Origin of the sequence: Pseudoduganella violaceinigra DSM 15887 (genome assembly GCF_000425385.1) — a bacterium.
GTDB lineage: Bacteria > Pseudomonadota > Gammaproteobacteria > Burkholderiales > Burkholderiaceae_D > Rugamonas > Rugamonas violaceinigra.
Genome location: NZ_AUDI01000015.1, coordinates 185,848 through 211,565, shown reverse-complemented (window position 1 = coordinate 211,565; position 25,718 = coordinate 185,848). Strand labels below are relative to the sequence as shown.

Annotated in this window: 25 protein-coding genes; 15 read left to right on the top strand and 10 right to left on the bottom strand. The window is 62.9% G+C overall.

Annotated elements, in window-relative coordinates:
• Positions 1-36: 36 nt before the first annotated feature.
• Entirely contained in the window at positions 37-1,122 is a 1,086-nt protein-coding gene (locus H597_RS0110430) for an AI-2E family transporter (RefSeq protein WP_028102091.1), read from the bottom strand.
• Between the two features lie 122 nt (positions 1,123-1,244).
• Between H597_RS0110430 and H597_RS0110425 the strand changes: the two genes are divergently transcribed.
• On the top strand, positions 1,245-2,282 hold the full coding sequence (locus H597_RS0110425) for an ankyrin repeat domain-containing protein (RefSeq protein ID WP_028102090.1): 1,038 nt from the start codon (positions 1,245-1,247) through the stop codon (positions 2,280-2,282).
• Positions 2,283-2,378: 96 nt separating this feature from the next.
• Positions 2,379-3,422 (top strand): phosphoribosylformylglycinamidine cyclo-ligase, encoded by a 1,044-nt coding sequence (gene purM / locus H597_RS0110420; RefSeq protein ID WP_028102089.1) that lies wholly within the window; start codon positions 2,379-2,381, stop codon positions 3,420-3,422.
• A 58-nt stretch (positions 3,423-3,480) separates the two neighbouring features.
• Here the strand turns inward: purM and H597_RS0110415 are convergent, their stop codons facing one another.
• Entirely contained in the window at positions 3,481-4,050 is a 570-nt protein-coding gene (locus tag H597_RS0110415; RefSeq protein WP_229632143.1) for a hypothetical protein, read from the bottom strand.
• A gap of 167 nt (positions 4,051-4,217) precedes the next feature.
• Here H597_RS0110415 and H597_RS0110410 point away from each other — a divergent pair, with 167 nt between their 5' ends.
• Both H597_RS0110410 and H597_RS0110405 read left to right on the top strand, forming a co-directional pair.
• On the top strand, positions 4,218-4,964 hold the full coding sequence (locus tag H597_RS0110410; RefSeq protein ID WP_028102087.1) for a sterol desaturase family protein: 747 nt from the start codon (positions 4,218-4,220) through the stop codon (positions 4,962-4,964).
• An 8-nt stretch (positions 4,965-4,972) separates the two neighbouring features.
• A complete protein-coding gene (locus H597_RS0110405; RefSeq protein WP_154668042.1) occupies positions 4,973-5,983 on the top strand; it encodes an ankyrin repeat domain-containing protein in 1,011 nt (336 codons plus the stop codon).
• Between the two features lie 9 nt (positions 5,984-5,992).
• On the opposite strand, the gene H597_RS0110400 is transcribed toward H597_RS0110405, so the two are convergent.
• Positions 5,993-6,955 carry a cyclase family protein gene (locus H597_RS0110400; RefSeq protein ID WP_051293676.1) on the bottom strand — a complete coding sequence of 321 codons (963 nt, stop codon included), beginning with the start codon at positions 6,953-6,955 and terminating at the stop codon, positions 5,993-5,995.
• A 100-nt stretch (positions 6,956-7,055) separates the two neighbouring features.
• On the opposite strand from H597_RS0110400, the gene H597_RS0110395 reads away from it, so the two are divergent.
• Together H597_RS0110395 and H597_RS0110390 are read left to right on the top strand one after the other, a co-directional pair.
• Positions 7,056-7,949, top strand: a complete 894-nt coding sequence (locus H597_RS0110395; RefSeq protein WP_028102084.1) for a LysR family transcriptional regulator — start codon at positions 7,056-7,058, stop codon at positions 7,947-7,949.
• 59 nt (positions 7,950-8,008) lie between these two features.
• Entirely contained in the window at positions 8,009-8,971 is a 963-nt protein-coding gene (locus H597_RS0110390; RefSeq protein WP_035373757.1) for a hypothetical protein, read from the top strand.
• 116 nt (positions 8,972-9,087) lie between these two features.
• Here H597_RS0110390 and H597_RS0110385 read toward each other — a convergent pair whose 3' ends face one another.
• From H597_RS0110385 to H597_RS0110355, 7 genes are read right to left on the bottom strand one after another with little or no spacing between them, the layout of a single operon-like run.
• Positions 9,088-10,302: a 6-phosphofructokinase gene (locus H597_RS0110385; protein ID WP_028102082.1), complete on the bottom strand. Its 1,215-nt coding sequence runs from the start codon at positions 10,300-10,302 to the stop codon at positions 9,088-9,090.
• Between the two features lie 40 nt (positions 10,303-10,342).
• Complete coding sequence (locus tag H597_RS0110380) at positions 10,343-12,331, bottom strand: alpha/beta hydrolase family protein (RefSeq protein ID WP_035373755.1); 1,989 nt, start codon at positions 12,329-12,331, stop codon at positions 10,343-10,345.
• Positions 12,328-14,322 (bottom strand): alpha/beta hydrolase family protein, encoded by a 1,995-nt coding sequence (locus H597_RS0110375; RefSeq protein ID WP_035373847.1) that lies wholly within the window; start codon positions 14,320-14,322, stop codon positions 12,328-12,330. The genes H597_RS0110380 and H597_RS0110375 overlap by 4 nt, the downstream gene beginning before the upstream one ends.
• 55 nt (positions 14,323-14,377) lie before the next feature.
• Complete coding sequence (locus H597_RS0110370; RefSeq protein ID WP_028102080.1) at positions 14,378-16,414, bottom strand: sodium:solute symporter family protein; 2,037 nt, start codon at positions 16,412-16,414, stop codon at positions 14,378-14,380.
• Positions 16,411-16,662, bottom strand: a complete 252-nt coding sequence (locus H597_RS0110365; RefSeq protein ID WP_371850725.1) for a DUF4212 domain-containing protein — start codon at positions 16,660-16,662, stop codon at positions 16,411-16,413. The genes H597_RS0110370 and H597_RS0110365 overlap by 4 nt, the downstream gene beginning before the upstream one ends.
• A complete protein-coding gene (locus H597_RS0110360; protein ID WP_035373752.1) occupies positions 16,655-18,169 on the bottom strand; it encodes a sensor histidine kinase in 1,515 nt (504 codons plus the stop codon). The genes H597_RS0110365 and H597_RS0110360 overlap by 8 nt, the downstream gene beginning before the upstream one ends.
• Entirely contained in the window at positions 18,166-18,858 is a 693-nt protein-coding gene (locus tag H597_RS0110355; RefSeq protein WP_028102078.1) for a response regulator, read from the bottom strand. The genes H597_RS0110360 and H597_RS0110355 overlap by 4 nt, the downstream gene beginning before the upstream one ends.
• 133 nt (positions 18,859-18,991) lie before the next feature.
• Here H597_RS0110355 and recA point away from each other — a divergent pair, with 133 nt between their 5' ends.
• The 9 genes from recA (at position 18,992) to H597_RS36100 (ending at position 25,587) form a co-directional block, all read left to right on the top strand.
• Positions 18,992-20,071 (top strand): recombinase RecA, encoded by a 1,080-nt coding sequence (gene recA / locus H597_RS0110350; RefSeq protein ID WP_028102077.1) that lies wholly within the window; start codon positions 18,992-18,994, stop codon positions 20,069-20,071.
• 77 nt (positions 20,072-20,148) lie between these two features.
• Positions 20,149-20,607, top strand: a complete 459-nt coding sequence (recX, locus tag H597_RS0110345; RefSeq protein ID WP_028102076.1) for a recombination regulator RecX — start codon at positions 20,149-20,151, stop codon at positions 20,605-20,607.
• A gap of 252 nt (positions 20,608-20,859) precedes the next feature.
• On the top strand, positions 20,860-21,090 hold the full coding sequence (locus H597_RS0110340; protein WP_154668041.1) for an alkaline phosphatase family protein: 231 nt from the start codon (positions 20,860-20,862) through the stop codon (positions 21,088-21,090).
• Between the two features lie 57 nt (positions 21,091-21,147).
• On the top strand, positions 21,148-21,393 hold the full coding sequence (locus H597_RS0110335) for a hypothetical protein (RefSeq protein ID WP_028102074.1): 246 nt from the start codon (positions 21,148-21,150) through the stop codon (positions 21,391-21,393).
• Between the two features lie 142 nt (positions 21,394-21,535).
• The gene (locus tag H597_RS30435) at positions 21,536-22,102 is read left to right on the top strand and encodes a DUF2889 domain-containing protein (protein WP_035373751.1); all 567 of its coding nucleotides are present in this window, start codon (positions 21,536-21,538) and stop codon (positions 22,100-22,102) included.
• A gap of 52 nt (positions 22,103-22,154) precedes the next feature.
• Positions 22,155-23,321, top strand: a complete 1,167-nt coding sequence (sucC, locus tag H597_RS0110325; protein ID WP_028102073.1) for an ADP-forming succinate--CoA ligase subunit beta — start codon at positions 22,155-22,157, stop codon at positions 23,319-23,321.
• Positions 23,322-23,334: 13 nt separating this feature from the next.
• Positions 23,335-24,216 carry a succinate--CoA ligase subunit alpha gene (gene sucD, locus H597_RS0110320; protein ID WP_028102072.1) on the top strand — a complete coding sequence of 294 codons (882 nt, stop codon included), beginning with the start codon at positions 23,335-23,337 and terminating at the stop codon, positions 24,214-24,216.
• A gap of 64 nt (positions 24,217-24,280) precedes the next feature.
• On the top strand, positions 24,281-24,913 hold the full coding sequence (locus H597_RS0110315) for an FHA domain-containing protein (protein WP_028102071.1): 633 nt from the start codon (positions 24,281-24,283) through the stop codon (positions 24,911-24,913).
• Between the two features lie 191 nt (positions 24,914-25,104).
• Positions 25,105-25,587, top strand: coding sequence for a pilin (locus H597_RS36100; protein WP_028102070.1), 483 nt, complete (start codon positions 25,105-25,107; stop codon positions 25,585-25,587).
• Positions 25,588-25,718: the final 131 nt, after the last annotated feature.

Here is a 25,718-nt window from a genome sequence, read left to right as displayed (position 1 = left end):
CTTGTGGATTTTTTGCTAACGTAATCGATCTTCACACTACGCATTATAAAAGCTGCTGCGCAGGTAGTGGCGGCGCAGGTGCCTAAATCCCACCATTAACAGGGCCGAAGCGGGCAATGCGAGCAATACGCCGACGAAGCCGAACAGTTGTCCAAATGCCAGCAAGGCGAAGATCACGGCCAGCGGATCGAGGCCGATACGCTCGCCCACCAGGCGCGGCGTCAGGAAGAAGCCTTCGATCACCTGGCCGACGCCGTAGATCACGGCCACCGCCGCCAGCCCGCTCCAGTCGCTAAATTGCAGCACGGCCGCCATCAGCGCCAGCAGCAGGCCCAGGCCGAAGCCAAGGTAGGGAATAAACACCAGCACCCCGGTCAGGATGCCGACCGGCAGCGCCACGTCGAAGCCCGCCAGGGCCAGGGCGGCGGAATAGTACACCGCCAGCACCAGCATCACCAGCAGTTGGCCGCGCAGGTACTGGGCCAGCAGCTGGTCCGATTCGCGCGCCATTTCCAGGGTGGCGCCGATATAGCGGCGCGGCACGGCGCCGGCGACATGGGCCAGCAGCTTGTGCCAGTCGAGCAGCAGGTAGAACAGCACCACGGGAATCAGCACCACGGTGGCCAGCCAGCCCAGCACGGCGCTGCCGCCGGTGCGCACGGAATTGAGCACGGCGGCCCAGATCTGGTTGCCGCTTTCGGCCAGCTTTTCCGCCGCGAGCGCCTTGATGGTGGCGCCATCGAGCGTGAAATCCACGCCCAGCTGCTGCAGGCGCGGCCCCAGGGTGTCGTTCAGCTTAGCCAGGAAGGCGGGGATCGCCGCCTGCAGCAAGGGGATTTCCTTCTGTAGCACCGGCACCACGATCAGCAGCAGCGCCGCCACGAGCGCGCCGAACAGCACGCTCACGATGGAGACGGCCAGCGCCCGCGACAGTTTCCAGCGCCGGAACAGGCGCAGGCGGCACAGCTTGTCGACCGCGGGATTCAGGGCGTAGGCAAGGATGGCCGCTGCCATGAAAGGCGTCAGCACTGGCCCCAAGACCCAGAGAAGGAAGAAGAATCCTGCCCAGACGGACACCCAGAAAAGCGTTTGTTTTTGTTCTGCCGAGAGGGGGAAAGGCATCTGCAGGGTGTTGTTGGGAAGATAGATTAGATGGCTATTCTAACGCCTCAACCGTCAAAAATACCATGTGGAAGGCTTACTCATCGTTTAATATTTCCCCAAACAAACTATAAAGTGATTCAATGCAGTCAATTCTTACCCGTACCGCCGCCGCCCTCCTGTCCCTGGCTGTTTTCGTCCACGCGCCCGCAAACGCGGCGGATGACGGCGAAAAATGCGAAGGCTTCCAGCGCTTGATTTGCACGCCGCGCGCGATGGCCGCCAGTGCCGCCGAGGCGATCGCCAGCGCCGCCGAGGCCGTGGGCAACGTCGCCGAGACCATCAATTTCAAGAAGCCGTCGACCAAGGTGGTCGACGCGACGGACGATGGCGACCTGGCCCGCATCAAGCGCTTCGACGCCAGCAAGGATGCCAGCTACGCGCCGGAAAACATGCTCGGCATCGCGGCCGACACCTACCTGACCCGGCCCGATCCGGCCAAGGACGCCAAGCGTCTCGCCGTCCTGGAGTACCTGGCGGACAAGGCCGATCTCTCGGGCGAACTGGGCACCATGCTCCTGCAGCAGACCGTCAACCAGGCCTATTTCACGCGCAACGACCCGCAGGAAAGCTGGCCGCGCCGCCTGGCGCTGGCCCGCCTGCTGGTCGCCCGCGGCGCCAACGCCGAAGGCGTCAACCTGTCGACCTGCGACTATTGCGAGACCGATAACGGTTTCATGGCCCTGATGGTCGAGCACGGCGCCAACCCGAACGTCCAGTCGACCAACTATTCGGCCTTGCTGAACCGCTTCCTCCGCAAGGACCAGTTCGACGCGGCCAAACGCCTCATCGCCCTGGGCGCCGACCCCAACGGCAGCACCTGGGGCAAGCGCAGCATGCTGGTGCGCCTGGTGGGCGAATGCGACAGGGACACGATGCTGAAACTGGCTTCGCCGGATAAATTCGAGGGGGAATGGCAGAAATGCGTGGCCCAGGTCACTGCGCGGGTCGAATTCGCCCTCGGGCAGGGGGCCGACCTGCATGGCAAGGCCAGTGCGGAAAACGACTGCATTACCCCGTATGACGCGGCGCTCGAGAAAAAGAATACTGAACTGGCGGAACGCCTGCGCAAGCTCGGTGCCGACCCGCGTTTCGGGGCAATTTGCCGCTCCCGGGGCTGAAATGCGGCGGTTCGGGGGGCAAAAATGCTAAAATAGCTGACTTGCCCTAACCGGCCACCGCTTTCCCCATCTTTCGCCTCTGTTGCGTAAAACACCATGAGCCAACCTTCGAATGTTTCCCTGTCCTACCGTGACGCAGGTGTCGATATCGACGCCGGCGACGCCCTAGTTGAAGCGATCAAGCCATTCGCCAAGCGCACCATGCGCGAAGGCGTAATGGGCGGTATCGGCGGCTTCGGCGCGCTGTTCGAGATCAGCAAGAAATACAAGGAGCCTGTGCTGGTTTCCGGCACCGACGGCGTCGGCACCAAGCTCAAACTGGCGTTCGAGCTGAACCGCCACGACACCGTGGGCATCGACCTGGTGGCCATGAGCGTGAACGACATCCTGGTGCAGGGCGCCGAGCCGCTGTTCTTCCTCGACTACTTCGCCTGCGGCAAGCTGAACGTTGCGACCGCCACCGACGTGATCAAGGGCATCGCCAAAGGCTGCGAATACTCCGGCTGCGCGCTGATCGGCGGCGAAACCGCGGAAATGCCTTCCATGTACCCGGACGGCGAATACGACCTGGCCGGCTTCGCCGTCGGCGCAGTGGAAAAGTCCAAGCTGATCGACGGCTCCAAGATCAAGCCGGGCGACGTGGTGCTGGGCCTGGCCTCTTCGGGCGCCCACTCCAACGGCTACTCCCTGGTGCGCAAGATTATCGAAGTGGCCAAGCCTGACCTGGAAGCGGACTTCCACGGCCGCAAGCTGGCCGACGTGCTGATGGAACCAACCCGCATCTACGTCAAGCCGCTGCTGGCGCTGATGGAGTCGATGGAAGTCAAAGGCCTGGTGCACATCACCGGCGGCGGTCTGGTGGAAAACATCCCGCGCGTCCTGGCCGACAACCTGACCGCCGAACTCGATGGCTCCTCCTGGACCATGCCTCCACTGTTCAAGTGGCTGCAGCAGCACGGCGGCGTGGCCGACGCGGAAATGCACCGCGTGTTCAACTGCGGCATCGGCATGACCGTGATCGTATCCGCTGAAAACGCCGACGCAGCGATGGCCCAGCTGACCGCGGCTGGCGAGACCGTGTCCCGCATCGGCAAGATCCGCGCCCGTGCGGATGGCGAGCACCAGACCATCGTCGTCTAAGCAAACGGGGGACGCACCCCTTTGTTCGAAGAACGGAGCCCGAGCGGCTCCGTTTTTTTTATTTGCGCGAGAACTCCATGATCCAGTTGGTCTGCCAGCTGGTGCCGTCATCCCATGAATAGGCTTGCTCCCAGCGCGCCTGGCGCTCGCTGCTGCGGCTCCAGGTGAAGCGTACGCGGGCGGTGCGGCCCTTATAGACTTCCTCGCCTTCGAAGCGGCCCACGCCATCGGCATCGAAGCGGCCCACAACCGGCGGCAGCAGCGTGCCGGTGGCGGGATCGAGTCCGCCATCGCGATTGGTCAGCCAGTAGATGCTCCAGCGCCCGCTCACCGGATCGAACACGCGCAGGGTCATGGCGACAAAGCCCGGACGCCAGTCGCCCAGCGGGCGGTACTCGTCATAATTGCCGATCCCCGCCGGCAGCGCGTGCACCAGGTTGCTGGCGCTGAAAGTCTCCCATGGGCTGTCGGGATTGCTATAGTCGGACTGGCGCCGGTTCAGCACCGTCCAGTCGCCGTGGAGGAAGTCGAAGCCGTGCCGGGCGCGTTCGATTTCCGCCGGGGTGGCAGCGCTTGCCCCCGCCGCACTACCGACCGCCAGCGCCAGCGCACCGATCATTTTTTTCATATTCACGTTCACCTCCGTATTGTTGGAGGCGCCATGCTAGGCCGCCAACAGGAAAGAACCTGCCCTATATGCGGCGGGTATCGAGTTTCAATACCCTGGAAGTTTTTTCTGGGCGCGCCGCCTGGCACCGCGCGATCATGTCGTGCCCACCGACCAGGACTCCCATCATGCTGACCACCATTTTTGCCGTTTTTGCCGCCTGTTTTGTGCTGGAACGCGTGCTTCCCGGCTGGAAGCTGCCCCATGTCCGCACCTGGCCTGTGCGCGTACTTGCGATCAACGCAGTGCAGCTTGGTGTGGTCGTGCTGGCCGGCTTCACCTGGGAGCGCTGGACTTCCCAGGCTTCGCTGCTGCACTTGTCCGACCACACAAGCCCCGTGGCAGGCGGCCTGCTGGCCTATTTCATCGCCACCTTCGTGTTCTACTGGTGGCACCGCGCACGCCATGAATCGGACCTGCTGTGGCGCCTGTTCCACCAGATCCACCACAGCCCGCAGCGTCTCGAAGTCATCACCTCCTTCTACAAGCACCCCGGCGAAATGGTGGTCAACTCCATCATCGGCAGCCTGCTGGTGTATGCCTTCCTTGGCCTGTCGCCGGAAGCGGGCGCGGTCTATACGCTATGCACCGCGCTGGGCGAATTCTTCTACCACACCAGTGTGACCACGCCGCGCTGGATCGGCTGGTTCTTCCAGCGTCCGGAGATGCACCGCATCCATCACCAGTACGGCCGCCACAAGAACAACTACGGCGACATCACCTGGTGGGACATGCTCTTCGGCACTTACGAAAATCCCGAGAAATTCGAAGCGACCTGCGGCTTCGATCCAGACAAGGAAGAACGCCTGTTCGACATGCTGGCCTACAAGGACGTGCACCAGCAGAACGCTGCCGGGAAAGGTGAAAACGTATAATCCGCCGAATGAAAAATTCCAGAAGCCGCATTCTCGTTGCCGCACTCGCTGCGGCCTTCTCCATTCAGGCATCGGCGGAGTCGGTGCCGACCGGGCCCCGGTGCGATGGCGCCGCCATGGTGATTTGCGCTCCCGTTGTCGCGGCGGTTCTGGCGAAGAAGGCGATCCAGCAGGGATCAAGCGAAAACCGCCTGGCGGATGCGCTGAAAGACGGCAATGCCGCCAAGGCAAAGCCGCTGCTGAAGAAAAGAATGCGCGGTAAGCCGGACCCGGAAAAAGTCGCCTACCTGGAGACCGCCACCGAAGCCTATTTGAAGGACATCAATCCGGCCAAGCAGGCCGACCGTCTGGATATCGTGAAGTACATTCTCGGGAAAATCGACCTGCGCGGCGAGCAGGGCGCGACCTATCTGCACAAGGTGATTGGGAGCGATTATTACACCTACGAAGCAAAGGAAAAATACGCGCAGCGCCGCCTGGCGCTGGTGAAGGCCGCCATCGCAAGTGGTGCGAACGGACGCGATCTTGACCTGGGTGCCTGCCAGTATTGCGAAATCGACGAGGAGCTGTTGCCACTGCTGTTCAAGAACGGCGGCGATCCCGCCAATGCCGCCTATCTGCTGAACCGGATGGTCGAGCGCCAGCACTACGATGCCGCACGAAGGCTGATCGGTCTTGGCGTTAATCCCAACGGAGAAATCTCGGACTGGCAGGGCCCCCTGCATTTGCTCGCAGAGCAGTGCAACCGGAAGGAAATTCATGAAAACCTGGAGCCTCAGAAAGCCGAGCAGGTATGGCAGCAGTGCGTGAAGGAGACGACATCGTTCGCCAAGTTCGCTGTCGGGCATGGCGCCGACCCCAACGGCCAGTCATCCGTCGAAACGCTGTGCGACACGCCGTATTCGCTGGCGCTGAAATCCGGTAACAAGGCGCTTGCGGAGACCTTGCGGACACTGGGCGCCGATCCCGGCTTCGCCCAGCGCTGCAAGTCCCACGCCCCCGCCGGCGCGGTTCCCTGAAGGGACGTCTTAGCGCAGCGGCAGCGCGATCGGCCGCATTGGCGCCGCATCGGCGCCGCGCAGTTTGAGCGAAGCGCCGATAAAGGCGAATTCATACACCTTGTCGCGCGCCAGCTCTTCCAGGTTGACCAGCTCCATGATCGGCACCCCGTGTTCGGCCAGCAGGTAGGTATGGACCGGGATGTAGTTGTCCTTGGCCTCGGATGGGAAGGTCTCGAAGCTCAAATTGTCCGCGCCCACCACCATCGCGCCGTTCTGCTCCACCAGGAAGCGCGCCGCATCCAGCCCCATGCCGGGAGGATTCTGCATGAAGGACTGGGCCTTTTCAAAGTGCTGCATGCGGCCGGTGCGGATCAGCACCACATCGCCTTTTTGCAGCGCCACTTTCTGGCGCGCCAGGGCTTCCGCCAAGTCCTTGCCGGTGACGCGGTAGTTATCCGGCAGCATGGCGACGCCCTTGGATGCTGCCACGTCGATCAGCACCCCGCGCGCCACGATCGGCGGCAGCTTTTCCGCACCGGCCTTGTTCCAGCCGCGGTCGCCCAGGTGCTCGCTGGCCTTGAAGCCGTTCCAGATCTTGCCGTTCAGGCCAAAGTGGTTGAGCGCGTCGATATGCGTGCCCATATGCGCGTACATCGAGATCGCGCTGCCGGAATAGCTGACGTGCTGGTTCATGGCCTTGCCTGTCTCCATCGGGTCGGACAGCACATTGCCGTGCGGCGTGTGGGTCATCCACATCAGGTAGGGCGGATCGCCGGCCGCCTGCCAGCTGGGCATGCCGACGAAGTAATCGACCGACAGGTCGTAAGCGCGGCCGCCGCCGATGCGGGCCAGGATGGCGACGCTGGAGGCCGGGGTGACCAGATTCAGGCGGCCGATTTCATCTTGCGGCCCCCATGGGCTGGTGCCGGGTTCGGCTGCCAGGACATTGGCGGACAGCAGCAGGGCGGCGAGGCTGAGTGCGAGTTTCATGTTGATTCCTTTGAAAGATTGACAGTGAAACCAGCATATTTGATTCTGCTGCTAAGATAATCCGGCATTTTGGATAAAGACTTTTTACTGAGGGGATCGAATGGATAAACTGGCGGCCATGCAGGCTTTCCGCCGTGTGGTCGAGCGCGGCAGTTTCAGCAAAGCGGCGGAGGAGCTGGGCCTGTCCCCTGCAGGCATTGGCAAGCAGGTGCGCTGGCTGGAGCAGGGCCTGCATGCCGCGCTGCTGCTGCGTACCACGCGCAGCATGAGCCTGACCGACACGGGCCGCGCCTATTACCAGGAATGCTGCCGCCTGCTCGACGAACTGGAAGAACTGGAGCGCAGCACCCGTGGCGAACAGGCCGCCATGAAAGGGCGTGTGCGCGTCAATGCGCCAATGTCGCTCAGCCTGTCGGTACTGGCGCCCTTGCTGGCCCGCTTCATGGACCAGCACCCCGACATCGATGTCGAGCTCACCATGGCCGACCGCTTGCTGGACGTGGTGGCCGAAGGTTTTGACCTGTCGCTGCGCGTGCGCACCACGTTGCCCGATTCCACGTTGGTGGTGCGCGCGGCCGGCAAGGTGGAACAGTGGCTGTGCGCCTCGCCCACCTACCTGCGCCGGCTTGGCGCCCCGCAAGCGCCGGCCGATCTGCTGGCGCATCGGGCCCTGGCGTTCCGGCTGGCCGAGCATCCCGGCCTGTGGCGCCTGGAAGGCGCGGGCGGCGCATGCGAGATCGAGCCGCCGGTGCGTATGTGGTTGGACAATAGCCTGATGCTGGGCCAGATGCTGGCGGCCGGGCAGGGTATCGGTTCGCTGCCCTCCTTCATCGCCCGGCCCATGCTGGAGCAGGGCGCGCTTGAGCGCGTGCTGCCGGCCTGGCAGCTGCAGCCGCGCCTGGTCTATATCGTCTACCCGGACAAGCGCCATCTGCAGCGCAAGGTACGGGCACTGTCCGATTTTCTGGCCGCACAACTGCCCGGCGTTTTGTAGGCAGGCCGGGGCCCGAACGTATAATCCCGGTGATTGTCCGTTTCTTCATCACAGGTCGCATGCGTTTGTCCAAATACCGCCCCCTTATCGCCGCCCTTGGCCTTGCCCTGGCCTTGCCGGTGCCCGCCCACGCTTCCAACGATGGTGACTTATGCAAGGGCCCCGCCATCCTGATCTGTGTCCCGATCGCCCTGGTGGCCGGCATTGCCCACGTCCTGACGCCCCGTTCGGCCGACGAGCATCTGTGGGATGCGATACGGGATGGCGACCTGGACGACTTCAAGCATTGGCTGAAAAAGCGTGGGGACCTGTCCGAGAAGGACAAGTTGGGCTATCTGTCCTACTGCGCCGACGAGTACATGCGCGAAGTGAAACCGGAGAAGCGGGCGGCCCGCCTCGATATGGTCAAGCACCTGGTGGAAGGCATGGACATGTCCGGCGAAGCGGGCACGGTGGCGCTGCAAAAGGCAGTCTCCACCCAAAGCTACGGCGTGGAAGCGCCACAGAATTACCAGGACCGCAAGCTGGCGCTAGCCGGTTTCGCGATCGAGCGCGGTGCCAAAGCGGATGCCGTCGATTTCGGCAACTGCGCGCGCTGCGAGGCCGTCAACGAGTTGCTGTCAATGCTGGTCAAGAACGGCGCCAAGCTGGATCAGCATAAGCCGCATGAAGCCCCTCTGTTGAACAGCCTGGTCAATGCCGGCGAATTCGCGGCAGCCCAGCGCGCGATCCTGCTGGGAGCGAACCCGAACGGCGGTATCTGGCGGCAGCGCGGCATGCTGGCCAGCGTGGCCGCGCGTTGCGACGTGGATGCCATGCGAAAGAGCATCGCTGCAGAGCGCCTGGAGGCGGTATGGCAAGACTGCGTCCAGCAGACGGTCGAATTTACCACGTTCGCGGTCCAGCATGGCGCCGATGCCAACGGCAATGCCGGCGTCGCGACGCCGTACCAGACTGCCCGCAAGGCCCAGAACGAGGAACTGGCCAAGGCCTTGCTGCAACTGGGCGCTGAAGCCCGCTAAGAGGCCGTTTCAAAATGGCCATGGCGTTGTTGCAGCTCCTTGCCGTGCAGGCGCACTGCCTTCGTCGCTGCGCCTAGCCACGCCCATTTTGAAACAGCCTCTAAGCTGGGCCGGATTCAGGCTTTCAGGATCTTTGCCACCGGCGCCGGGCGCAGGCGATAGGCGTCCGGCATACCCGAGCCGAGCAGGGGCCGCAGGTACATGCGGAAGGCATCCGTCACCCCGGTGCCCTTCTCGTCGATGAAGGCATCGTCCATGACGCGGGTCTTGCCGGCCACCGCTTCCAGCGGCAGCAGTTCGTAGTCGACCGAATAGAAGCCGGTGCGCTTGATCGCCACGGAGCCGTTGCGCTCGCCCCACATGGCAAACTGCACCGCCTTCTCGCCGACTTCGCGTGCTTCGCGCTGGTCCACGTCCGAGACGCAGCCGATGAAGGAGCGCTGCAAGTAGCCAAAGGTGTCGCCGCGCACGCGTTTGATGCCCAGTTTTTCCTTGATTTCATCGCATAACAGGTCGGCCAGCGCGCCGGTGCCGGACAGCTGCACATTGCCGTGCGCATCGCGCTCCACCTCCTTGGCCAGCAAGGTGGCGATCGGCTCGCCCGATGCGTCGTGGATCCCTTCCGACACCGCCACCACGCAGCGCCCATAGCGCGCATAGGTTTCCTTCACATCGGCCAGGAATTGATCGATCGAAAACACGCGTTCCGGCAGGTAGATCAGGTGCGGCCCGTCGTCCGGGAATTTCTTGCCCAAGGCGGCGGCGGCGGTCAGGAAGCCGGCGTGCCGGCCCATCACCACGCCCACGTACACACCCGGCAGGGAGGCGTTATCCAGGTTGGCGCCGGCGAAGGCTTGCGCCACGAAGCGCGCCGCCGACGGGAAGCCCGGCGTATGGTCGTTGCCGACCAGGTCGTTGTCGATGGTCTTGGGGATATGGATGGCGCGCAGCGGGTAGCCCGCTGCTTTGGCCTGTTCGGCCACGATGCGCACCGTGTCGGAGGAATCGTTGCCGCCGATGTAAAAGAAATGCTCGATTTCGTGCACCTTGAGCACCTTGAAGATCTCTTCGCAGTATTTCAGGTCCGGCTTGTCGCGCGTGGAACCGAGGGCGGAGGAGGGGGTGGCGGCGACCAGCTCCAGGTTGTGGCTGGTCTCCTGCGTCAGGTCGACGAATTCCTCGTTGATGATGCCGCGCACGCCGTGCAGCGCGCCGTAGATGCGCGTCACATTGCGGAAGCGGCGCGCCTCCAGCACCACGCCTGCCAGCGACTGGTTGATCACGGCGGTTGGCCCGCCCCCTTGTGCAACCAGGATCTTGCCAGACGACATGGTGCTCCTCCTTCGGCGAAGTGATGGACGAGCCGCCAGCTTACTCCGTTTTGGCCCCCGCGCCGATATGCTTGTCGAGGAATTTCTCGACCCGGGTCCAGAAGTCGACGCGGTTTTCAACCGTGCTCCAGCCATGGCCTTCGCCGGTGTATTCGACGAATTCCGCATCGGCCTTATTGGCTTCCAGGGCGCTGCGCATCTTGGTGAAATGCACGCGCGGCACGCGGCGGTCGTCGCTGCCGTGGGCCAGCAGCAGCGGGCGCTTGATGCGCGCGGCCTGCTTCAGCGGCGAGGTGGCTTCCAGCTGCGCGGCGTCCCGCTGCACGTCGCCGACCAGCTTCGGCGCGCCATACTTCTTGTAACTGTCGCCCATGTCGGACAGCATCCAGTTACCGTCGTCAAGCAGGAGCGGGATGTCGCTGACCGCTGCATAGGCGATGCCGCAGCGGTAGAGGTCGCCGTCCTTGACCAGTCCCATCAGGGTGGCGTAGCCGCCATAGCTGCCGCCCATGATGCACACGCGGTTTGGATCGGCATAGCCTTGCGCCACCGCCCATTTCACGCTGTCGGCGATATCGTCCTGCATTTTCAAGCCCCACTGTTTCCAGCCTGCGGTGAAGTGATGCATGCCATAGCCGGTGGTGCCGCGGAATTCCGGCTGGACCACGGCGTAGCCACGCGAGGCGAGGAACTGGCTGTCGGCCTCCCAGCCCCATTCGGTGCCGCGCACATAGGGCCCGCCATGCACCAGCACCACCAGCGGCAGCTTCTTGCCGCCCTTGGGTGGCAGCGTCAGCCAGGCCGGTATTTCCATGCCGTCGCGCGCCTTGAGCTTGACGAGGTCCTGCTGCCCCATTTCCGCCGCCCGGATGCCGGGATGGTTGCTGCCGATGCCTTTAAGCTCATGGCTCTTGCTGTTGTAGAGCGAATAGAATTGCGGCTGGCGGTCGGAATAGCTGGCCACCAGCATCCATGGCGTATCCGGCAGCGCCGGCGGCGTAATGATATTGATCAGGCCGCCCATCTGCTTGTCGACGTCGGCTTGCGCCGCCTTCATGCCTTCGTCGAACCACACGCTGGCGCGCGCGTCGGCCAGGTAGTGCACGCCAGCCAGATGCTTGTTGATGTACACCAGCTTGCCGCTGAAATCGAAGCCGGACAGGGCGATCAGCGGCTGCGGATCGATCTTGCCGGTGGCGAGGTCGAGGACATGCAGCGCCACCTTATCGTTCTTGATGCTGGTCCGCACCAGCAGGTGTTGGTCGTCCGAGAAGCCGACCGGCTCAAAACCGCCGCCCTTGCCGAAGGTGTCGAAGGAGGCCAGGGCGCGCCATTCGCTGCCGGCCGCGGCGCGGTAGTGCACCGTGTTCCGGCCGTCCTTTTCGGAAATCATGATGGCCGGCTCGCCCTTGCTATCGAGCAGCCAGGCCTGCGGCGCCACTGGGCGCGCGACCATGCTGGATAGTCCGGTCGATGTATTCAGCTTGACCAGCTCCGTGTGATCGATGACGAAGGTCGACAGCTTGTCGCGGACCGGGCGCTGCAGATAGATGTAGTCGGAGTCCTGTGCCCCGGCATCGTCCAGCAGGAAGGTGTTCCAGGGTTCGATGCGCGTGTGGATCTGGGTGCCGGTCGTATCCTTTTCCGTCGCCTCGTGGTTGACCAGCTGGCGCATGCCCTTGCCGTCGCGATTGACGGCATACAGTCCGGGGGCGTAGTTGATGTTGCCGGGCGTTTCCCGCCGGTCCACCACATTGAACACCAGGCGCTGGTCGTTGACCCAGCGGATATCGCCGACGTCCAGCTGGGACATGCGGGCGCCGCCCACCGGTTCCAGGGTGTCGGTGGCGAAGACCATCAATTGGTCGCGCTGCTTGCTGTCGCCAACGCGCAGCGCCACATAGCGGCCGCTGGGCGAGAGCTTGGCGTCCTTGAATTGCGAATCTTCGAAAAAGCTTTGCACCGCGGGTGGCGCGGCACAAGCCAGGCCACTCACGGCGGCCAGGCTTAAGAGGAAATAGCGAATCATTGTGCTTGCGCGCCTATATTTCGATTCAGGAAAGCTTCGACCCGGGTCCAGAAGTCGATGCGGTTGGCCGGCAGGTACCAGCCGTGGCCTTCTTTTTCGTACTCGATCCATTCCACCTGCTTGTTGTTGCGCTGGACCGCATCGCGCAGTTGCAGGCCGTGCACCAGCGGCACGCGCAGGTCGGCACCGCCATGGGCCATCAGCAGCGGCTGCGTAATGCGGTGCGCCTGCTGGATCGGCGAGGTGGCTTGGAAGCGTTCCGCATCCTTTTCCGGATCGCCGATCAGTTCAGGGATGCCGTACTTGCGCGATTCTTCGCTGGCGTCGTCGCGGTACATCGTGTGGCCTGTGACAAGCAGCTTGAGGTCGGTGACCCCGGCCCATTCGACGCCGCAGCGGTACAGCCCCGGATCATTGACCAGGCCCATTAGCGTTGCATAGCCGCCATAGCTGGCGCCGGCGATGCAGATGCGCTGCGGATCGGCGTAGCCCTGTGCCACGGCCCACTTGGTGGCATCGGCGATATCGTCCTGCATTTTCAGGCCCCACTGCTTCCAGCCCGAGACGAAGAGCTTCTCGCCATAACCGGTACTGCCGCGGAATTCCGGTTCCAGCACCGCGTAGCCGCGCGAAGCGAGGAACTGCACATCGGGCTTCCAGCCCCAGCTCGTGCCGCGCAGGTACGGGCCACCGTGCACCAACACCACCATCGGCAGTTTTTTCGCATCCTTCTGCGCGGGCAGGGTCAACATGGCAGGCACTTCCATGCCGTCGCGCGCCTTGATGCGCACCTGCTCCTGGTGGCCCATCTGGCTGGAGTCGATGGCGGGATAGGTGTCGCCCACCTTGTTCAAGCTCTTTGCCGCACGATCATAGACGTAGTAGCTGGATGGACGTACGTCCGAATAGGCCCGCACCAGCACATTCTGCGCTTGCAGGCCGGCCGGCAGATCGAGCATGTTCACGGTCTGTGGCAGCAGCTTGTCGATGTCCGCCTGCAGCGCCTGCAGGGCTGGATCGAACCATTGCGATCCTTCGCCGTCTTGCAGATAATGCACGCCCACCAGCTTGCCGCCCTGGATCACCAGCCGGCCCCTGAAGTCGTAGCCATCCAGCGTGATCAGGGGCTTTTCATCCATCTTGCCGCTTGCCAGGTCGAGGCGGAAGACCGACGTGTTGTCGGCCCCGCGCAGCGCTTTGACGTAGAGCGTGTTGCCGGTGCCAAATGCCAGCGGCGAGATGGCGTCGGGGGCGAGCCCCAGAGCCTTGAAGGTGGTCAGCCTGCGCCAGGGCGTGTTCTCATCGTCGCGCACTTTGATGCTGACTTCGCCCTTGGCCAGGCTGTAGGCCAGGCGTGGCCGTCCCTCCTGGTCCAGCAGCCAGGACTGGACGTCGCCCGGGCGTTCAATCGACTGTGTCTTGCCGGTGACGGTGTTCAGACGTAGCAGCCGGGAGTCCCCGGCAATCCCCCAGTTGTCGACTGATAAGTCTTCGACATATACCCAGTCCGAATCCTGGGCGCCGGCCTGGCGCAGCATGGCCGTGTTCAGCGGCAGCATGTCGCGCTGCACGGAACTTTGTTTCACACCCTGGCCGCGGCGCGAGGCGAGCTGTTTGAAGCGGCCGCCGTCACGGTCCACGGCATATAGCCCCGGCGCGAACCGGATGTCGCCCTGCGCCGTCTGGGTATCCTGGGTATCGAACATCAGCCGTTGTTCGTTCACCCATTGCACGTTGCGGATATCGGTGTCGCTGAAATGCGCCACCACCTGGGTTTTCTGCGTGGTCAGGTCGACCACGGCCAGCATATTGCGCTTGCCCTTGGCGCCGATCTTGGCGGCCAGGTGCTTGCCGTCGGGGGCGATGACGGCGCCGCTGAACACAGGGTTTTCGAAGAAGGCTTCCGCTGGCGGCGGGGCTGCGACGGCCAAGGCGGCCGGCGCAGCGGCCAGCCCCAGCGAGATCGCGAGGGTCAAGGTGAGAATTTTCATGGGCAGCATGTTACTTTACCAGCAACCTTAATAGAATCACCAAAAGTAACAAGCGCTATTCCGGCGTGCGGATGTGGCGTACCAGCGACAACGTCCGGGCATCCGGCGCGGGCGTCAGCAGGCTGGCGGCCACCAGCGCGGCCAGGCCGGCCGGCACGCCGAACACGCCGGCGGAATTGGCGGCGATGCCGAACCATTGCCCGCCGAGGGTTCCGCCCAGCACGGGGTTAGCATGCAGCATGTAATACAGGCAGGTGAAGAAGCCGGCCACCATGCCGGCCATGGCGCCCTGGTGGTTGGCGCGCTGCCAGAACACTCCCGCCACCAGTGCCGGAAACAGCGTCGATGCCGCCAGCGAGAAGGCTGCGCCCACCAGCGACAGGATGTCGCCCGGTTTGGTCGAGGCGGCGTAGGCCGCGATGAAGGCTACCGCCAGCAGCAGCAGCTTGGAAATCGTCACCCGCTTCTGGGTCGAGGCCTGCGGGTCGACGATCTTGTAATACACATCGTGCGAGAGGGCGTTGGAAATCGCCAGCAGCAGGCCGTCGGCGGTGGATAAGGCCGCGGCCAGGCCGCCCGCCGCCACCAGGCCCGAGACCACATACGGCAGGCCGGCAATCTCCGGCGTGGCCAGCACCAGCACGTCGCCGTCGATCATGATTTCGGACAGCTGCACGATGCCGTCGCCGTTGATGTCGCTGATCGACAGCAGCGGATTGGCTTTGTCCACATTGGCCCAGTAGGACACCCAGGTCGGCAGGTGCGCGAAGTCGCTGCCGACCAGCGCGCTGTAGATATCGTATTTGACCAGCACCGCCAGGGCGGGAATGGTCAGGTAGACCAGCAGGATGAAGAACAGCGTCCAGAACACCGATACCCGCGTTTCCTGCACCGAGGGCGTGGTGTAGGAGCGCATCAGGATGTGCGGCAGGGCCGCCGTGCCCATCATCAGGCAGAACACCAGCGCCATGAAGTTATTGCGCTTCTGGTCCGACTGCGCGCGGCTCTCGCCGGGGAAGGGCTCGGCATGCTTGACCAGCGCGCGCCCGCGCGCCAGGTTGGCGTCGCGCTGCGCGGCCCACAAGCTTGCCGCGTCTTCCAGCGTCTTCGGATAATCGGCCAGCGCCCGTTCGGCGGCGCGGATCTCCAGCAGCGAGCCGCTACCTTGCTTGACCATGTCCAGCTTGTGCTGCGCTTCCTGCCGTCCCGCATCCCAGGAGGCGGGCAGGCCGCGCAGGCGCACGCCGAAGTCCCCGGCGCGCTGCAGAAAGATATTGCGCACCTCGGCCTCTTGCGGGTCCTGCGCCAGCTGCGCTTCGCGCGCGCTGAGCTTGGGCAGCAGCTTGCCGTAGGCCACCTGCGGCACCGGATTGCCGCCGTGTTTGACCGCCAGCCACATGGCCGGCATCAGGAAGGCCACCAGGATGATGATGTACTGCGCCACCTGGGTCCAGGTGATCGCCCGCATGCCGCCCAGGAAGGAGCACACCAGGATCGAGGCCAGGCCGAGGAAGATGCCGACCGAGAAATCGACGCCCGTGAAGCGCGAGGCGATCAGCCCGACCGCGTAGATCTGCGCCACCACATAGGTGAAGGAAACGATGATGGTGGCGCTGACGGCCATCAGCCGTACCGCGCGCCCGTCGACGCCGCCGCCATAGCGCGCGGCGAGAAAGTCGGGGATGGTGTACTGGCCGAACCTGCGCAGGTAGGGCCCGATCAGCAGCGCCACCAGGCAGTAGCCGCCGGTCCAGCCCATGATGTAGGCCAGACCGTCGAAGCCGTGCAGGTACAGGCCGCCCGCCAGCGAAATGAAGCTGGCGGCGGAAATCCAGTCGGCCGCCGTCGCCATGCCATTGAACAGCGAAGGCACGCGCCGCCCCGCGACATAGTATTCCGCCACGTTCGAGGTGCGGCTGATCACGCCGATCGCCGCATACAGGACGACCGTGGCGAACATGAACAGGTAGCCGATCCACAGGCGCGGCATGCCTTCCTTTTCCAGCATCGCCAGCGCCAGCAGGAATAGGGCGAAGCAGCCGGTGAAAATCGTGTAATAGTGCTGCAGCTTGCGGAAGAAGGGCGACCTCACGCTTCCCCCTCGGCGTGGTAGCGCCGCTCCAGCGCACGCATGCGCCAGGCGTAGAAGCCGATGATGGCCAGGTAGGTCAGCGAAGCGCCCTGCGCCGCCAGATAGAAGGAGAGCGGCCAGCCGAAGATGGTCAGCCCGTTCAGCTCGCGGGCGAAGAAGACGATGCAGAAAGTCGACAGCAGCCAGGCCGCCAGTAGCCAGCCGGTCATGCGGCGCACGCGGCGCCAATGGCGCTCGAGCTTATCCAAAATGCGGTACCTCATCGCCAGCGGGTTGCTCGGGCGCGCGCAGCGGGAAGCTGACGCGGAACAGGCAGCCCGGATGTTTCGGATCGGTGGCGCGCGGGTTGGCGAACAGGTCAGTTTCCGCGCCGTGCTGCTGCGCCACTTCGCGCACGATGGCCAGGCCCAGGCCCGAACCCTCGGCGTTGCTGCCCAGGATGCGGTAGAAGCGCTCGAACACGTGGCCGCGCTCGGCCGCCGGGATGCCCGGGCCGTTGTCCTCCACCTCGAGCAAGGCCTGCTCCTGGGTGCTGCGCACTCTGACCGTGACGGCGCTGCCACGCGGCGTGTAGCGCAGCGCGTTGTCGATCAGGTTGGACAGCATTTCACGCAGCATCACCGCGTTGCCGGCGATCGGCACATCCAGCGCGGCCGGCTCGTAGCCCAGGTCGATGCCGGCGCTGAACGATGCCTGCACCCAGTCGTGCACCGTGCCGCGCGCCAGCTCGCCCAGTTCGAGGGCCTGCATGGCGGCGCCGGCCTGCGGCTGGTTTTCCGCGCGCGCCAGGGCCAGCAGCTGGTTGACCAGGCGCGTGGCAGCTTCCGAGGACTTGGCCAGCTGCTCCAGCGAGCGGTGCACCTCGGCCTGGTCGGTCTGGCGCAGCGCCAGCTCCGACTGGGTGCGCATGCCCGCCAGCGGAGTTTTCATCTGGTGCGCCGCATCGGCGATGAAGCGCTTTTGCATATCGATCGACAGCTTGAGGCGTTCCAGCATGTCATTGAGCGATTTGACCAGCGGCGTGATTTCCTCCGGCACCTGGCGCGGCGGGATCGGGCTCAGGTCGTCGGACGGGCGGGCGCGGATGCGCTCCTGCAGCTCGCGCAGCGGCAGCAGGCCGCGCGACAGGGCGAACCACACCAGGGCCAGCACGATGGGCAGGATGATGAATTGCGGCAGGATCACGCCCTTGATGATTTCATTGGCCAGCTTGGCGCGCTTTTCCAGCGTCTCGCCCACCTGCACCAGGGCCAGGCGCTGCGGCAGCGCCTTGTCTTCCTCCAGGTTGACAAAGGTCCAGGCGATGCGGATCGGCGTGCCGTGCAAGGTGGCGCTGCGGAACAGGACCGTGCCGGCGCGGATATCCTGCTGCTCCGGGTCCTGCTTCGGCGGCGCCGGCAGGTCGCGGTCGCCGTCCACATGGGCGCCGGACGGGCTGGCGACCTGGTAGAAGATATTGTCGACGTCGTCGGCGCGCAGGATGTCGCGCGCCGCGCCGGGCAGGCTGGCGATGGCGCCGTCCACTTCGCGCACCTGCTGCGCCAGCACTGTGACAGTGTCTTCCAGCGCGTGGTCGAAGGGCTGGTTGGCGATGGATTTGGCGACCAGGTAGGTGATGGCGATGCTCATGGGCCAGAGCAGCAGCAGGGGGGCCAGCATCCAGTCCAGGATCTCGCCGAACAGCGAGTGCTGGATCTCGTTTTCTTCGGCGGCCGGAGCATGCTCCCATGCGGCGGCTTGGGGCTCGCCGTTCACTTGGAAGCCGGAGCCTGGGGCGGGTTGAATTTTTCCAGGCAGTAGCCCAGGCCGCGCACGGTGGCGATGCGGATGCCGCCCACTTCAATCTTCTTGCGCAGGCGGTGCACATACACCTCGATGGCGTTGTTGCTGACCTCCTCGCCCCATTCGCACAGGTGGTCGACCAGCTGTTCCTTCGATACCAGGCGGCCGGTGCGGGCCAGCAGGATTTCCAGCAGGCCCAGTTCGCGCGCCGACAGGTCCAGCATCTGCTCATTGATATAGGCGCTGCGGCCGACCTGGTCGTAGCTGAGGGGGCCGTGCCTGACCACGGTGGCGCCGCCGCCCTGGCCGCGCCGGGTCAGGGCGCGCACCCGCGCTTCCAGTTCCGACAGGGCGAAAGGCTTGGCCATGTAATCGTCGGCGCCCAGGTCGAGGCCGTTGACCCGCTGTTCCACCGAATCGGCGGCCGTCAGGATCAGCACCGGCAGCAGGGAGTTGCGGGCGCGCAGGCGGCGCAGCACTTCCAGGCCGGACAGCTTGGGCAGGCCCAGATCCAGGATCAGCAGGTCGAATTCCTGGGTCGACAGGGCGGTGTCGGCCTCCTGCCCGTTGTTTACGCAATCGATCGCATAGCCGGACTGGCGCAGGGAGCGCGTCAGGCCGTCCGCGAGGACGCTGTCATCTTCGGCTAAAAGGATACGCATACGGTTACTGTACTCTAGCTATTTGATATTTCGCAAAGTTTGCAAAAAGGGGCTTGTCAAAAGCACTGGTTTTTTATACAGTATCACCTGTACGCAACGTAGTGACCCAATTTATCTAGCGCGAAAGAACATCATGGACGACAAAAAAGGCGTAGTACCTGCATCGGAAAAAGCCAAGGCCCTGGCGGCCGCACTGGCCCAGATTGAAAAGCAGTTTGGCAAAGGCTCCGTGATGCGCATGGACGCATCGGCCCCGATCGAGGAAGTGCAGACTGTCTCCACCGGCTCCCTGGGCCTGGATATCGCGCTGGGCGTCGGCGGCCTGCCACGCGGCCGCGTGGTGGAAATCTACGGTCCTGAGTCGTCCGGTAAAACCACCCTGACCCTGCAAGCGATCGCTGAAATGCAGAAGCTGGGCGGCACCTGCGCCTTCATCGACGCGGAACACGCGCTGGACGTCACCTACGCGCAGAAATTGGGCGTCAACCTGCACGAGCTGCTGATCTCCCAGCCGGACACCGGCGAACAGGCCCTGGAAATCTGCGACGCGCTGGTGCGCTCCGGTTCCGTCGACCTGATCGTGGTCGACTCGGTCGCCGCGCTGACCCCGAAAGCGGAAATCGAAGGCGATATGGGCGATTCCCTGCCAGGCCTGCAGGCGCGCCTGATGTCCCAGGCGCTGCGCAAGCTGACCGGCACCATCAACCGCACCAACACCCTGGTGATCTTCATTAACCAGATCCGTATGAAGATCGGCGTGATGTTCGGCTCGCCGGAAACCACCACCGGCGGCAATGCGCTGAAATTTTACGCCTCCGTGCGCCTGGACATCCGCCGCACCGGCTCGATCAAGTCGGGCGACGAAGTGATCGGCAACGAAACCAAGGTCAAGGTCGTCAAGAACAAGATTGCGCCGCCATTCAAGGAAGCCCACTTCGACATCCTGTATGGAGAAGGCACTTCGCGCGAAGGCGAGATCATCGACCTGGGCGTGGAAGCCAAGATCGTCGAGAAGTCGGGCTCCTGGTACAGCTATGGCGGCGAGCGTATCGGCCAGGGCAAGGACAACGCCCGCACCTTCCTGAAAGAGCGCCCAGCTCTGGCGCGCGAAATCGAGAACAAGGTGCGTGCGGCACTGGGCGTGCGCGAGCTGCCGGCTGTGGCCGACGACGGCGTCGAAGCACCGGCGCCGAAACTCAAAGCGGTCGACTGAACCCTGGCCCGTGGCCGCTGCGTCTCAGGTGTCTGACCCTGCGGGTCTGACACCGGTCTGGCGGTTTTAGAAATGCCATGCCCCTCCCCAAACCCACCCTCAAAGCCCGCGCCCTGCGCTTGTTAAGCCAGCGCGAGCACAGCCGCCTCGAACTGGCCCGCAAGCTGCAACGCCACGCGGAAGAGGGCGACGACATCGACGCCCTCCTGAATTTCCTCGAACAGAACAAGTGGCTCTCGGAAGAGCGCTTCTCCGAAAACCTGGTGCACCGCCGGGCCGCCCGTTACGGCAACAGCCGCATCGTGGCCGAATTGCAGCACCACGGCATCGGCGGCGAGATGCTGGCAGAAGTCAAAGAGGGCTTGAAGGAAGACGAAGTCGAGCGGTGCTGCGAGGTTTGGCGCCGCAAATTCGGCGCCGTGGCCGACGACCCCGAAGGCCGCCAGAAACAACTGCGTTTCCTGATGTCGCGCGGTTTCTCCCAGAAGGCCATCCGCGCCGCCATGAAAGGCAGCATGCCGGACGAGGACTTTTAAGCGTTCGTCACGCTCACGCTGTAATGGTTCGTTTTGGGAAAATGCGTTAAATGCGCGGCGCCCGTATTAAAGCATTAATCCTGACCCTGTGGCTCCGGCTGCCTAGCCTAACCGCGCTCTGTACCGACCAGCTTTAGGGGCTCCGGCGCCGCTTTTGCGGTTGCCGCCTTCTCGTTGATGACTGGCCGCGCCGTTTGTTGTGCTGCCGCCGCTGATTGAATAGGCCGCAGCGCGGACGTGCTGGAGTATGGCGTGGATGCGCAGGACTTCCATATGCGCACCGATGCCAGCTTGCTGCCCATGTTCAGCTCCTGTGTGCATCGGGGCGGGCCGCGCCAATTTGCCGTGTTGCATATGCATGGCAGCCATATTCCGTATGAAGATCGTTATGAGGCGGCGCCCCGCGTCTTCACGCCGACCATGCTTGACCTCGGCATTGAGACGCCGCGTGCGAGCGACAAGGCGGCAACCATCAATTCTTAGACAATACGGTGGTGGAAGCTGACCGCTTCCTCGCCAGCGTCATCGCTGAACTGTGCAATGAACAGTCTCCGGCCACCGACCATTGCCGACATCCACGTGCCGCTGATCATCTGGATGAACCCGGCCTACCGCCAGCGCAAGATCAGCCACAGCAGCATGTTTGCAACCATGCTGGACGTGGGCGGCGTGGCCTGGGAGGGCCGCGAGCCGCAGCGCAGTGTCGCCTCGCCGCAGTTCCGCGAAGGCCGGCGCGAAGTCCAGGTCGACCTGATGGAAAAGGCCGACTACGAAACGCTTCGCTGAGCGTCAATTTCTCAGGCCATGCGCAGTGTGCTACACTTTTGCAGTTTTATGCAGCACCGCGGGTGCGGTGGTTGTCCGTAGAAGCTGCGGCGTACTGATTAGCTGCTTATAATTTTGGCCACTTTTGAGTGGCATCGGTCTTATGTCCCTGTCAAATCCAGTCTCCCGACGCGCGCTGCGGCATACGCGCGCCATAGACATCCAGGCGTTCGCGCGCGAGGATGGCCTGTGGGATCTTGACGCCCATATCACGGACATCAAATCCTTCGACACCATGCTGGCATCCGGCCCGCGCAAGGCAAATCAAGCCCTGCACGACCTGTGGCTGCGCGTGACCGTCGATAAGCAGCTGACCATCGTCGATGCCGAAGCGTGTTCGGACGCCGTTCCTTATCCTGGCCATTGCGACACGATCGGCCCGGCCTACAAAGCCTTGATCGGCCTGAACCTGCTGCAGGGGTTCCGCCAGGCGCTCAAGGACAGGCTGGCCGGTGTGCAAGGCTGTACCCACCTGACAGAATTGGCCCAGGTGCTGCCGACGGCAGCCGTGCAAGCCTTTGCCAACGATGTCTGGCCGGTCAACGAGCGCTCCAGCACCGCGACAGAAAAACCGTTCCAACTTGATAAGTGCCACGCCCTCAGGACCGATGGCGGGGCAGTTGCCGAGTTCTACCCGCGCTGGGTCGTCAGCAAGACGGAAGCAGCTTAGGTGCTGTACAAAATACTACTATTCAAATGATTCGAAAGAAGGGAAAGCCAGCATGAAAATCCATGAGTATCAAGGCAAAGAAATCCTCCGAAAATTCGGAGTGACCGTACCGCGCGGCATTCCGTGCATGTCCGTGGAAGACGCAGTCAAAGCTGCTGAAACCCTGGGCGGCCCAGTCTGGGTCGTGAAGGCACAGATCCATGCTGGTGGCCGTGGTAAAGGCGGCGGCGTGAAAGTTGCCAAGTCGCTGGAACAGGTGAAGGAATACGCCGACCAGATCATGGGCATGCAGCTGGTGACCCACCAGACCGGCCCTGAAGGCCAGAAAGTGCGCCGCCTGATGATCGAAGAAGGCGCCGACATCAAGAAGGAACTCTACGTTTCCCTGGTGACCGACCGCGTGACCCAGCGCGTTGTCCTGATGGCTTCCTCCGAAGGCGGCATGGACATCGAAGAAGTCGCTGAAAAGCACCCTGAACTGATTCACAACGTCGTGATCGATCCAGCCACCGGCCTGACCGACGCTGACGCCGCCGACGTGGCCCGCAAGATCGGCGTGCCGGAAGGTTCGATCGCCGACGCGGTGGCCAACCTGCAAGGCCTGTACAAAGCCTACTGGGAAACCGACGCTTCCCTGGCCGAAATCAACCCGCTGATCGTGACCGGCTCCGGCAAGATCATCGCCCTGGACGCCAAGTTCAACTTCGACGCCAACGCCCTGTTCCGTCGCCCGGAAATCGTGGCATACCGCGACCTGGACGAAGAAGATCCAGCTGAAGTCGAAGCATCGAAATTCGACCTGGCCTACATCTCCCTGGACGGCAACATCGGCTGCCTGGTGAACGGCGCCGGCCTGGCCATGGCCACCATGGACACCATCAAGCTGTTCGGCGGCGAGCCTGCCAACTTCCTGGACGTGGGCGGTGGCGCAACGGCCGAGAAAGTGACCGAAGCGTTCAAGATCATGCTGAAGAACCCGGACCTGAAAGCGATCCTGGTGAACATCTTCGGCGGCATCATGCGCTGCGACGTGATCGCCGAAGGCGTGATCACCGCTTCCAAGGCCGTGTCCCTGCAAGTACCGCTGGTGGTCCGCATGAAGGGCACCAACGAAGACCTGGGCAAGAAGATGCTGGCGGACTCCGGCCTGCCGATCATCGCCGCCGACACCATGGAAGATGCAGCCAAGGCCGTCGTTGCCGCCGCTGCAGGTAAATAATTAAGGAATCACTATGTCTATCCTGATCAATAAAGACACCAAAGTCATCACCCAGGGCATCACCGGCAAGACCGGCCAGTTCCACACCCGCATGTGCCGCGACTACGCGAACGGCCGCGAAGCCTTCGTGGCTGGCGTGAACCCGAAGAAAGCCGGCGAAGATTTCGAAGGCATCCCGATCTACGCAACCGTCAAGGAAGCCGCATCGGAAACCGGCGCGACCGTTTCCGTGATCTACGTGCCACCCGCAGGTGCCGCCGCCGCGATCTGGGAAGCCGTGGAAGCTGAACTGGATCTGGCCATCTGCATCACCGAAGGCATCCCAGTGCGCGACATGATGGAAGTCAAGGACCGCATGGCCAAGGCCGGCTCCAAAACCCTGCTGCTGGGCCCTAACTGCCCAGGTCTGATCACCCCGGACGAAATCAAGATCGGCATCATGCCTGGCCACATCCACAAGAAGGGTCGTATCGGCGTGGTTTCCCGCTCCGGCACCCTGACCTATGAAGCAGTCGGCCAGCTGACCGCACTGGGCCTGGGCCAGTCTTCCGCTGTCGGTATCGGCGGCGACCCGATCAACGGCCTGAAGCACATCGACGTGATGCGCATGTTCAACGACGATCCTGACACCGACGCGGTGATCATGATCGGCGAAATCGGTGGTCCGGACGAAGCCAATGCAGCCCGTTGGATCAAGGACAATATGAAGAAGCCGGTAGTCGGCTTCATCGCCGGTGTCACTGCTCCTCCAGGCAAGCGTATGGGCCACGCCGGCGCGCTGATCTCCGGCGGCGCCGACACCGCACAAGCCAAACTGGAAATCATGGAAGCTTGCGGTATTAAAGTTACCAAGAATCCATCCGAAATGGCTCGTCTGTTGAAGGCAATGCTGTAATAGTAGCTGTATGATAACGGGGAGCTTCGGCTCCCCGTTTGCGTTTACCCAGGAGGATATCGATTTGGCAAAACTACTCGTAATGCGGGAAGGTGTAATTGAGCAAACCGTGCAGCTCACCAAGGAGCGCATGACGGTTGGCCGCCACAAGCATAACGACATTGTTCTGAATCACGCTGCCGTGAGCGGCGAGCACGCCATCGTCACCACCATCCTGGACGACTCCTTTCTTGAAGACCTCCAGAGCACGAATGGTACTTTTGTCAACGGCCACCGCATCGGCAAGCACTTCCTGCAGAACAAGGACGTGATCAAGATGGCGAAGTACCACCTTGAATTCGTTTCCGATGGCATCCGCCCGTTGGCCGCCGCCGCAGCCACCATCCCGGCCATGCCGGTGCCACCGTCGCCGGCCACGGTCATGGCTGAGCTGCCGCTTTGCCATATCGAAGTATTGAATGGTACGAATGCCGGCAAAACCCTGAGCCTGACCAAGGCCGTCACCAGTCTTGGCCGCCCCGGCGTTCAAGTGGTGGTGATTGCCCGCGCCATCGATGGCTATTCCGCCGCCCACGTGGAAGGCGACAAAGCTCCACTCTTGAATGGCGAACCCTTGCCGCGCCAGCCCCAGCCCCTGAAAGCCGGCGATATCCTCGACTTGAGCGGTATCGTCATGGCGTTCCGCGCCACGGCCTGACATTCTTTGTCAGCGCCGGCCTACGGTGCTGACAAAATTTGTCCTTTTCCGTACAGAAATTGTCATCTTCTTGTGTAATTTTGCTTATTTTTCAGGCAAATTTCCGCTTTTTGCTCAACTATTAAGCTGGCATGCTGATTGCTCTATGGATATAGCGTTACTTTAAAAACCCTGTTTCGGAATCTATTGAAATGAAATCGATGAAATCTATCAAAGCACAAGCACAAGCCGGCTTCACCCTGATCGAACTGATGATCGTTGTTGCGATCATCGGTATTCTGGCAGCAGTGGCAATCCCTGCTTACTCCGACTACACCGCTAAGACCAAGGCTGTTGCCGGTCTGACCGCTGTTGACTCCATCAAGACTGCCGTGGCTGTTTGCGCCCAAGAAGCTGGCGGCGACGTTTCCAACTGCAACACCGCCAACGCCAACAGCGGCATCCCAACCACCTTCACCCCGACCAAAGAAGTGTCGACCGTGACCGTGACCGGCGCCGGCATCATCACCCTGACCTACGCTGCTGACGTAGCAACCGGTGTGTCTGGCAAGAACGTGGTGATCACCCCAACCCTGCCAACCAACGGCACCGCAATGACCTGGAAGATCGACGCTTCCGCCGTCTCCAACACTGCCGTCAAGTCCGCTCTGCAGAAAAATAGCGTAGGTACCTAATTCTTAGGTCCCATGCTTGAAAAAACCGGGCTTCGGCCCGGTTTTTTTTGTGCATTCTCGACAGAATTTGTCAGGGGCGGGCCGCTGCTGACAAGTTTTTTCAAGCTCTGACAAGGAGTGTCAGCAAATCT

Excerpts from the sequence above, each read along its gene's own strand:
- H597_RS0110430 (WP_028102091.1), bottom strand. The coding sequence starts at position 1,122 with ATGCCTTTCCCCCTCTCGGCAGAACAAAAACAAACGCTTTTCTGGGTG.
- H597_RS0110425 (WP_028102090.1), top strand. The coding sequence starts at position 1,245 with ATGCAGTCAATTCTTACCCGTACCGCCGCCGCCCTCCTGTCCCTGGCT.
- purM (WP_028102089.1), top strand. The coding sequence starts at position 2,379 with ATGAGCCAACCTTCGAATGTTTCCCTGTCCTACCGTGACGCAGGTGTC.
- H597_RS0110415 (WP_229632143.1), bottom strand. The coding sequence starts at position 4,050 with ATGAAAAAAATGATCGGTGCGCTGGCGCTGGCGGTCGGTAGTGCGGCG.
- H597_RS0110410 (WP_028102087.1), top strand. The coding sequence starts at position 4,218 with ATGCTGACCACCATTTTTGCCGTTTTTGCCGCCTGTTTTGTGCTGGAA.
- H597_RS0110405 (WP_154668042.1), top strand. The coding sequence starts at position 4,973 with ATGAAAAATTCCAGAAGCCGCATTCTCGTTGCCGCACTCGCTGCGGCC.
- H597_RS0110400 (WP_051293676.1), bottom strand. The coding sequence starts at position 6,955 with ATGAAACTCGCACTCAGCCTCGCCGCCCTGCTGCTGTCCGCCAATGTC.
- H597_RS0110395 (WP_028102084.1), top strand. The coding sequence starts at position 7,056 with ATGGATAAACTGGCGGCCATGCAGGCTTTCCGCCGTGTGGTCGAGCGC.
- H597_RS0110390 (WP_035373757.1), top strand. The coding sequence starts at position 8,009 with ATGCGTTTGTCCAAATACCGCCCCCTTATCGCCGCCCTTGGCCTTGCC.
- H597_RS0110385 (WP_028102082.1), bottom strand. The coding sequence starts at position 10,302 with ATGTCGTCTGGCAAGATCCTGGTTGCACAAGGGGGCGGGCCAACCGCC.
- H597_RS0110380 (WP_035373755.1), bottom strand. The coding sequence starts at position 12,331 with ATGATTCGCTATTTCCTCTTAAGCCTGGCCGCCGTGAGTGGCCTGGCT.
- H597_RS0110375 (WP_035373847.1), bottom strand. The coding sequence starts at position 14,322 with ATGAAAATTCTCACCTTGACCCTCGCGATCTCGCTGGGGCTGGCCGCT.
- H597_RS0110355 (WP_028102078.1), bottom strand. The coding sequence starts at position 18,858 with ATGCGTATCCTTTTAGCCGAAGATGACAGCGTCCTCGCGGACGGCCTG.
- recA (WP_028102077.1), top strand. The coding sequence starts at position 18,992 with ATGGACGACAAAAAAGGCGTAGTACCTGCATCGGAAAAAGCCAAGGCC.
- recX (WP_028102076.1), top strand. The coding sequence starts at position 20,149 with ATGCCCCTCCCCAAACCCACCCTCAAAGCCCGCGCCCTGCGCTTGTTA.
- H597_RS0110335 (WP_028102074.1), top strand. The coding sequence starts at position 21,148 with ATGAACAGTCTCCGGCCACCGACCATTGCCGACATCCACGTGCCGCTG.
- H597_RS30435 (WP_035373751.1), top strand. The coding sequence starts at position 21,536 with ATGTCCCTGTCAAATCCAGTCTCCCGACGCGCGCTGCGGCATACGCGC.
- sucC (WP_028102073.1), top strand. The coding sequence starts at position 22,155 with ATGAAAATCCATGAGTATCAAGGCAAAGAAATCCTCCGAAAATTCGGA.
- sucD (WP_028102072.1), top strand. The coding sequence starts at position 23,335 with ATGTCTATCCTGATCAATAAAGACACCAAAGTCATCACCCAGGGCATC.
- H597_RS36100 (WP_028102070.1), top strand. The coding sequence starts at position 25,105 with ATGAAATCGATGAAATCTATCAAAGCACAAGCACAAGCCGGCTTCACC.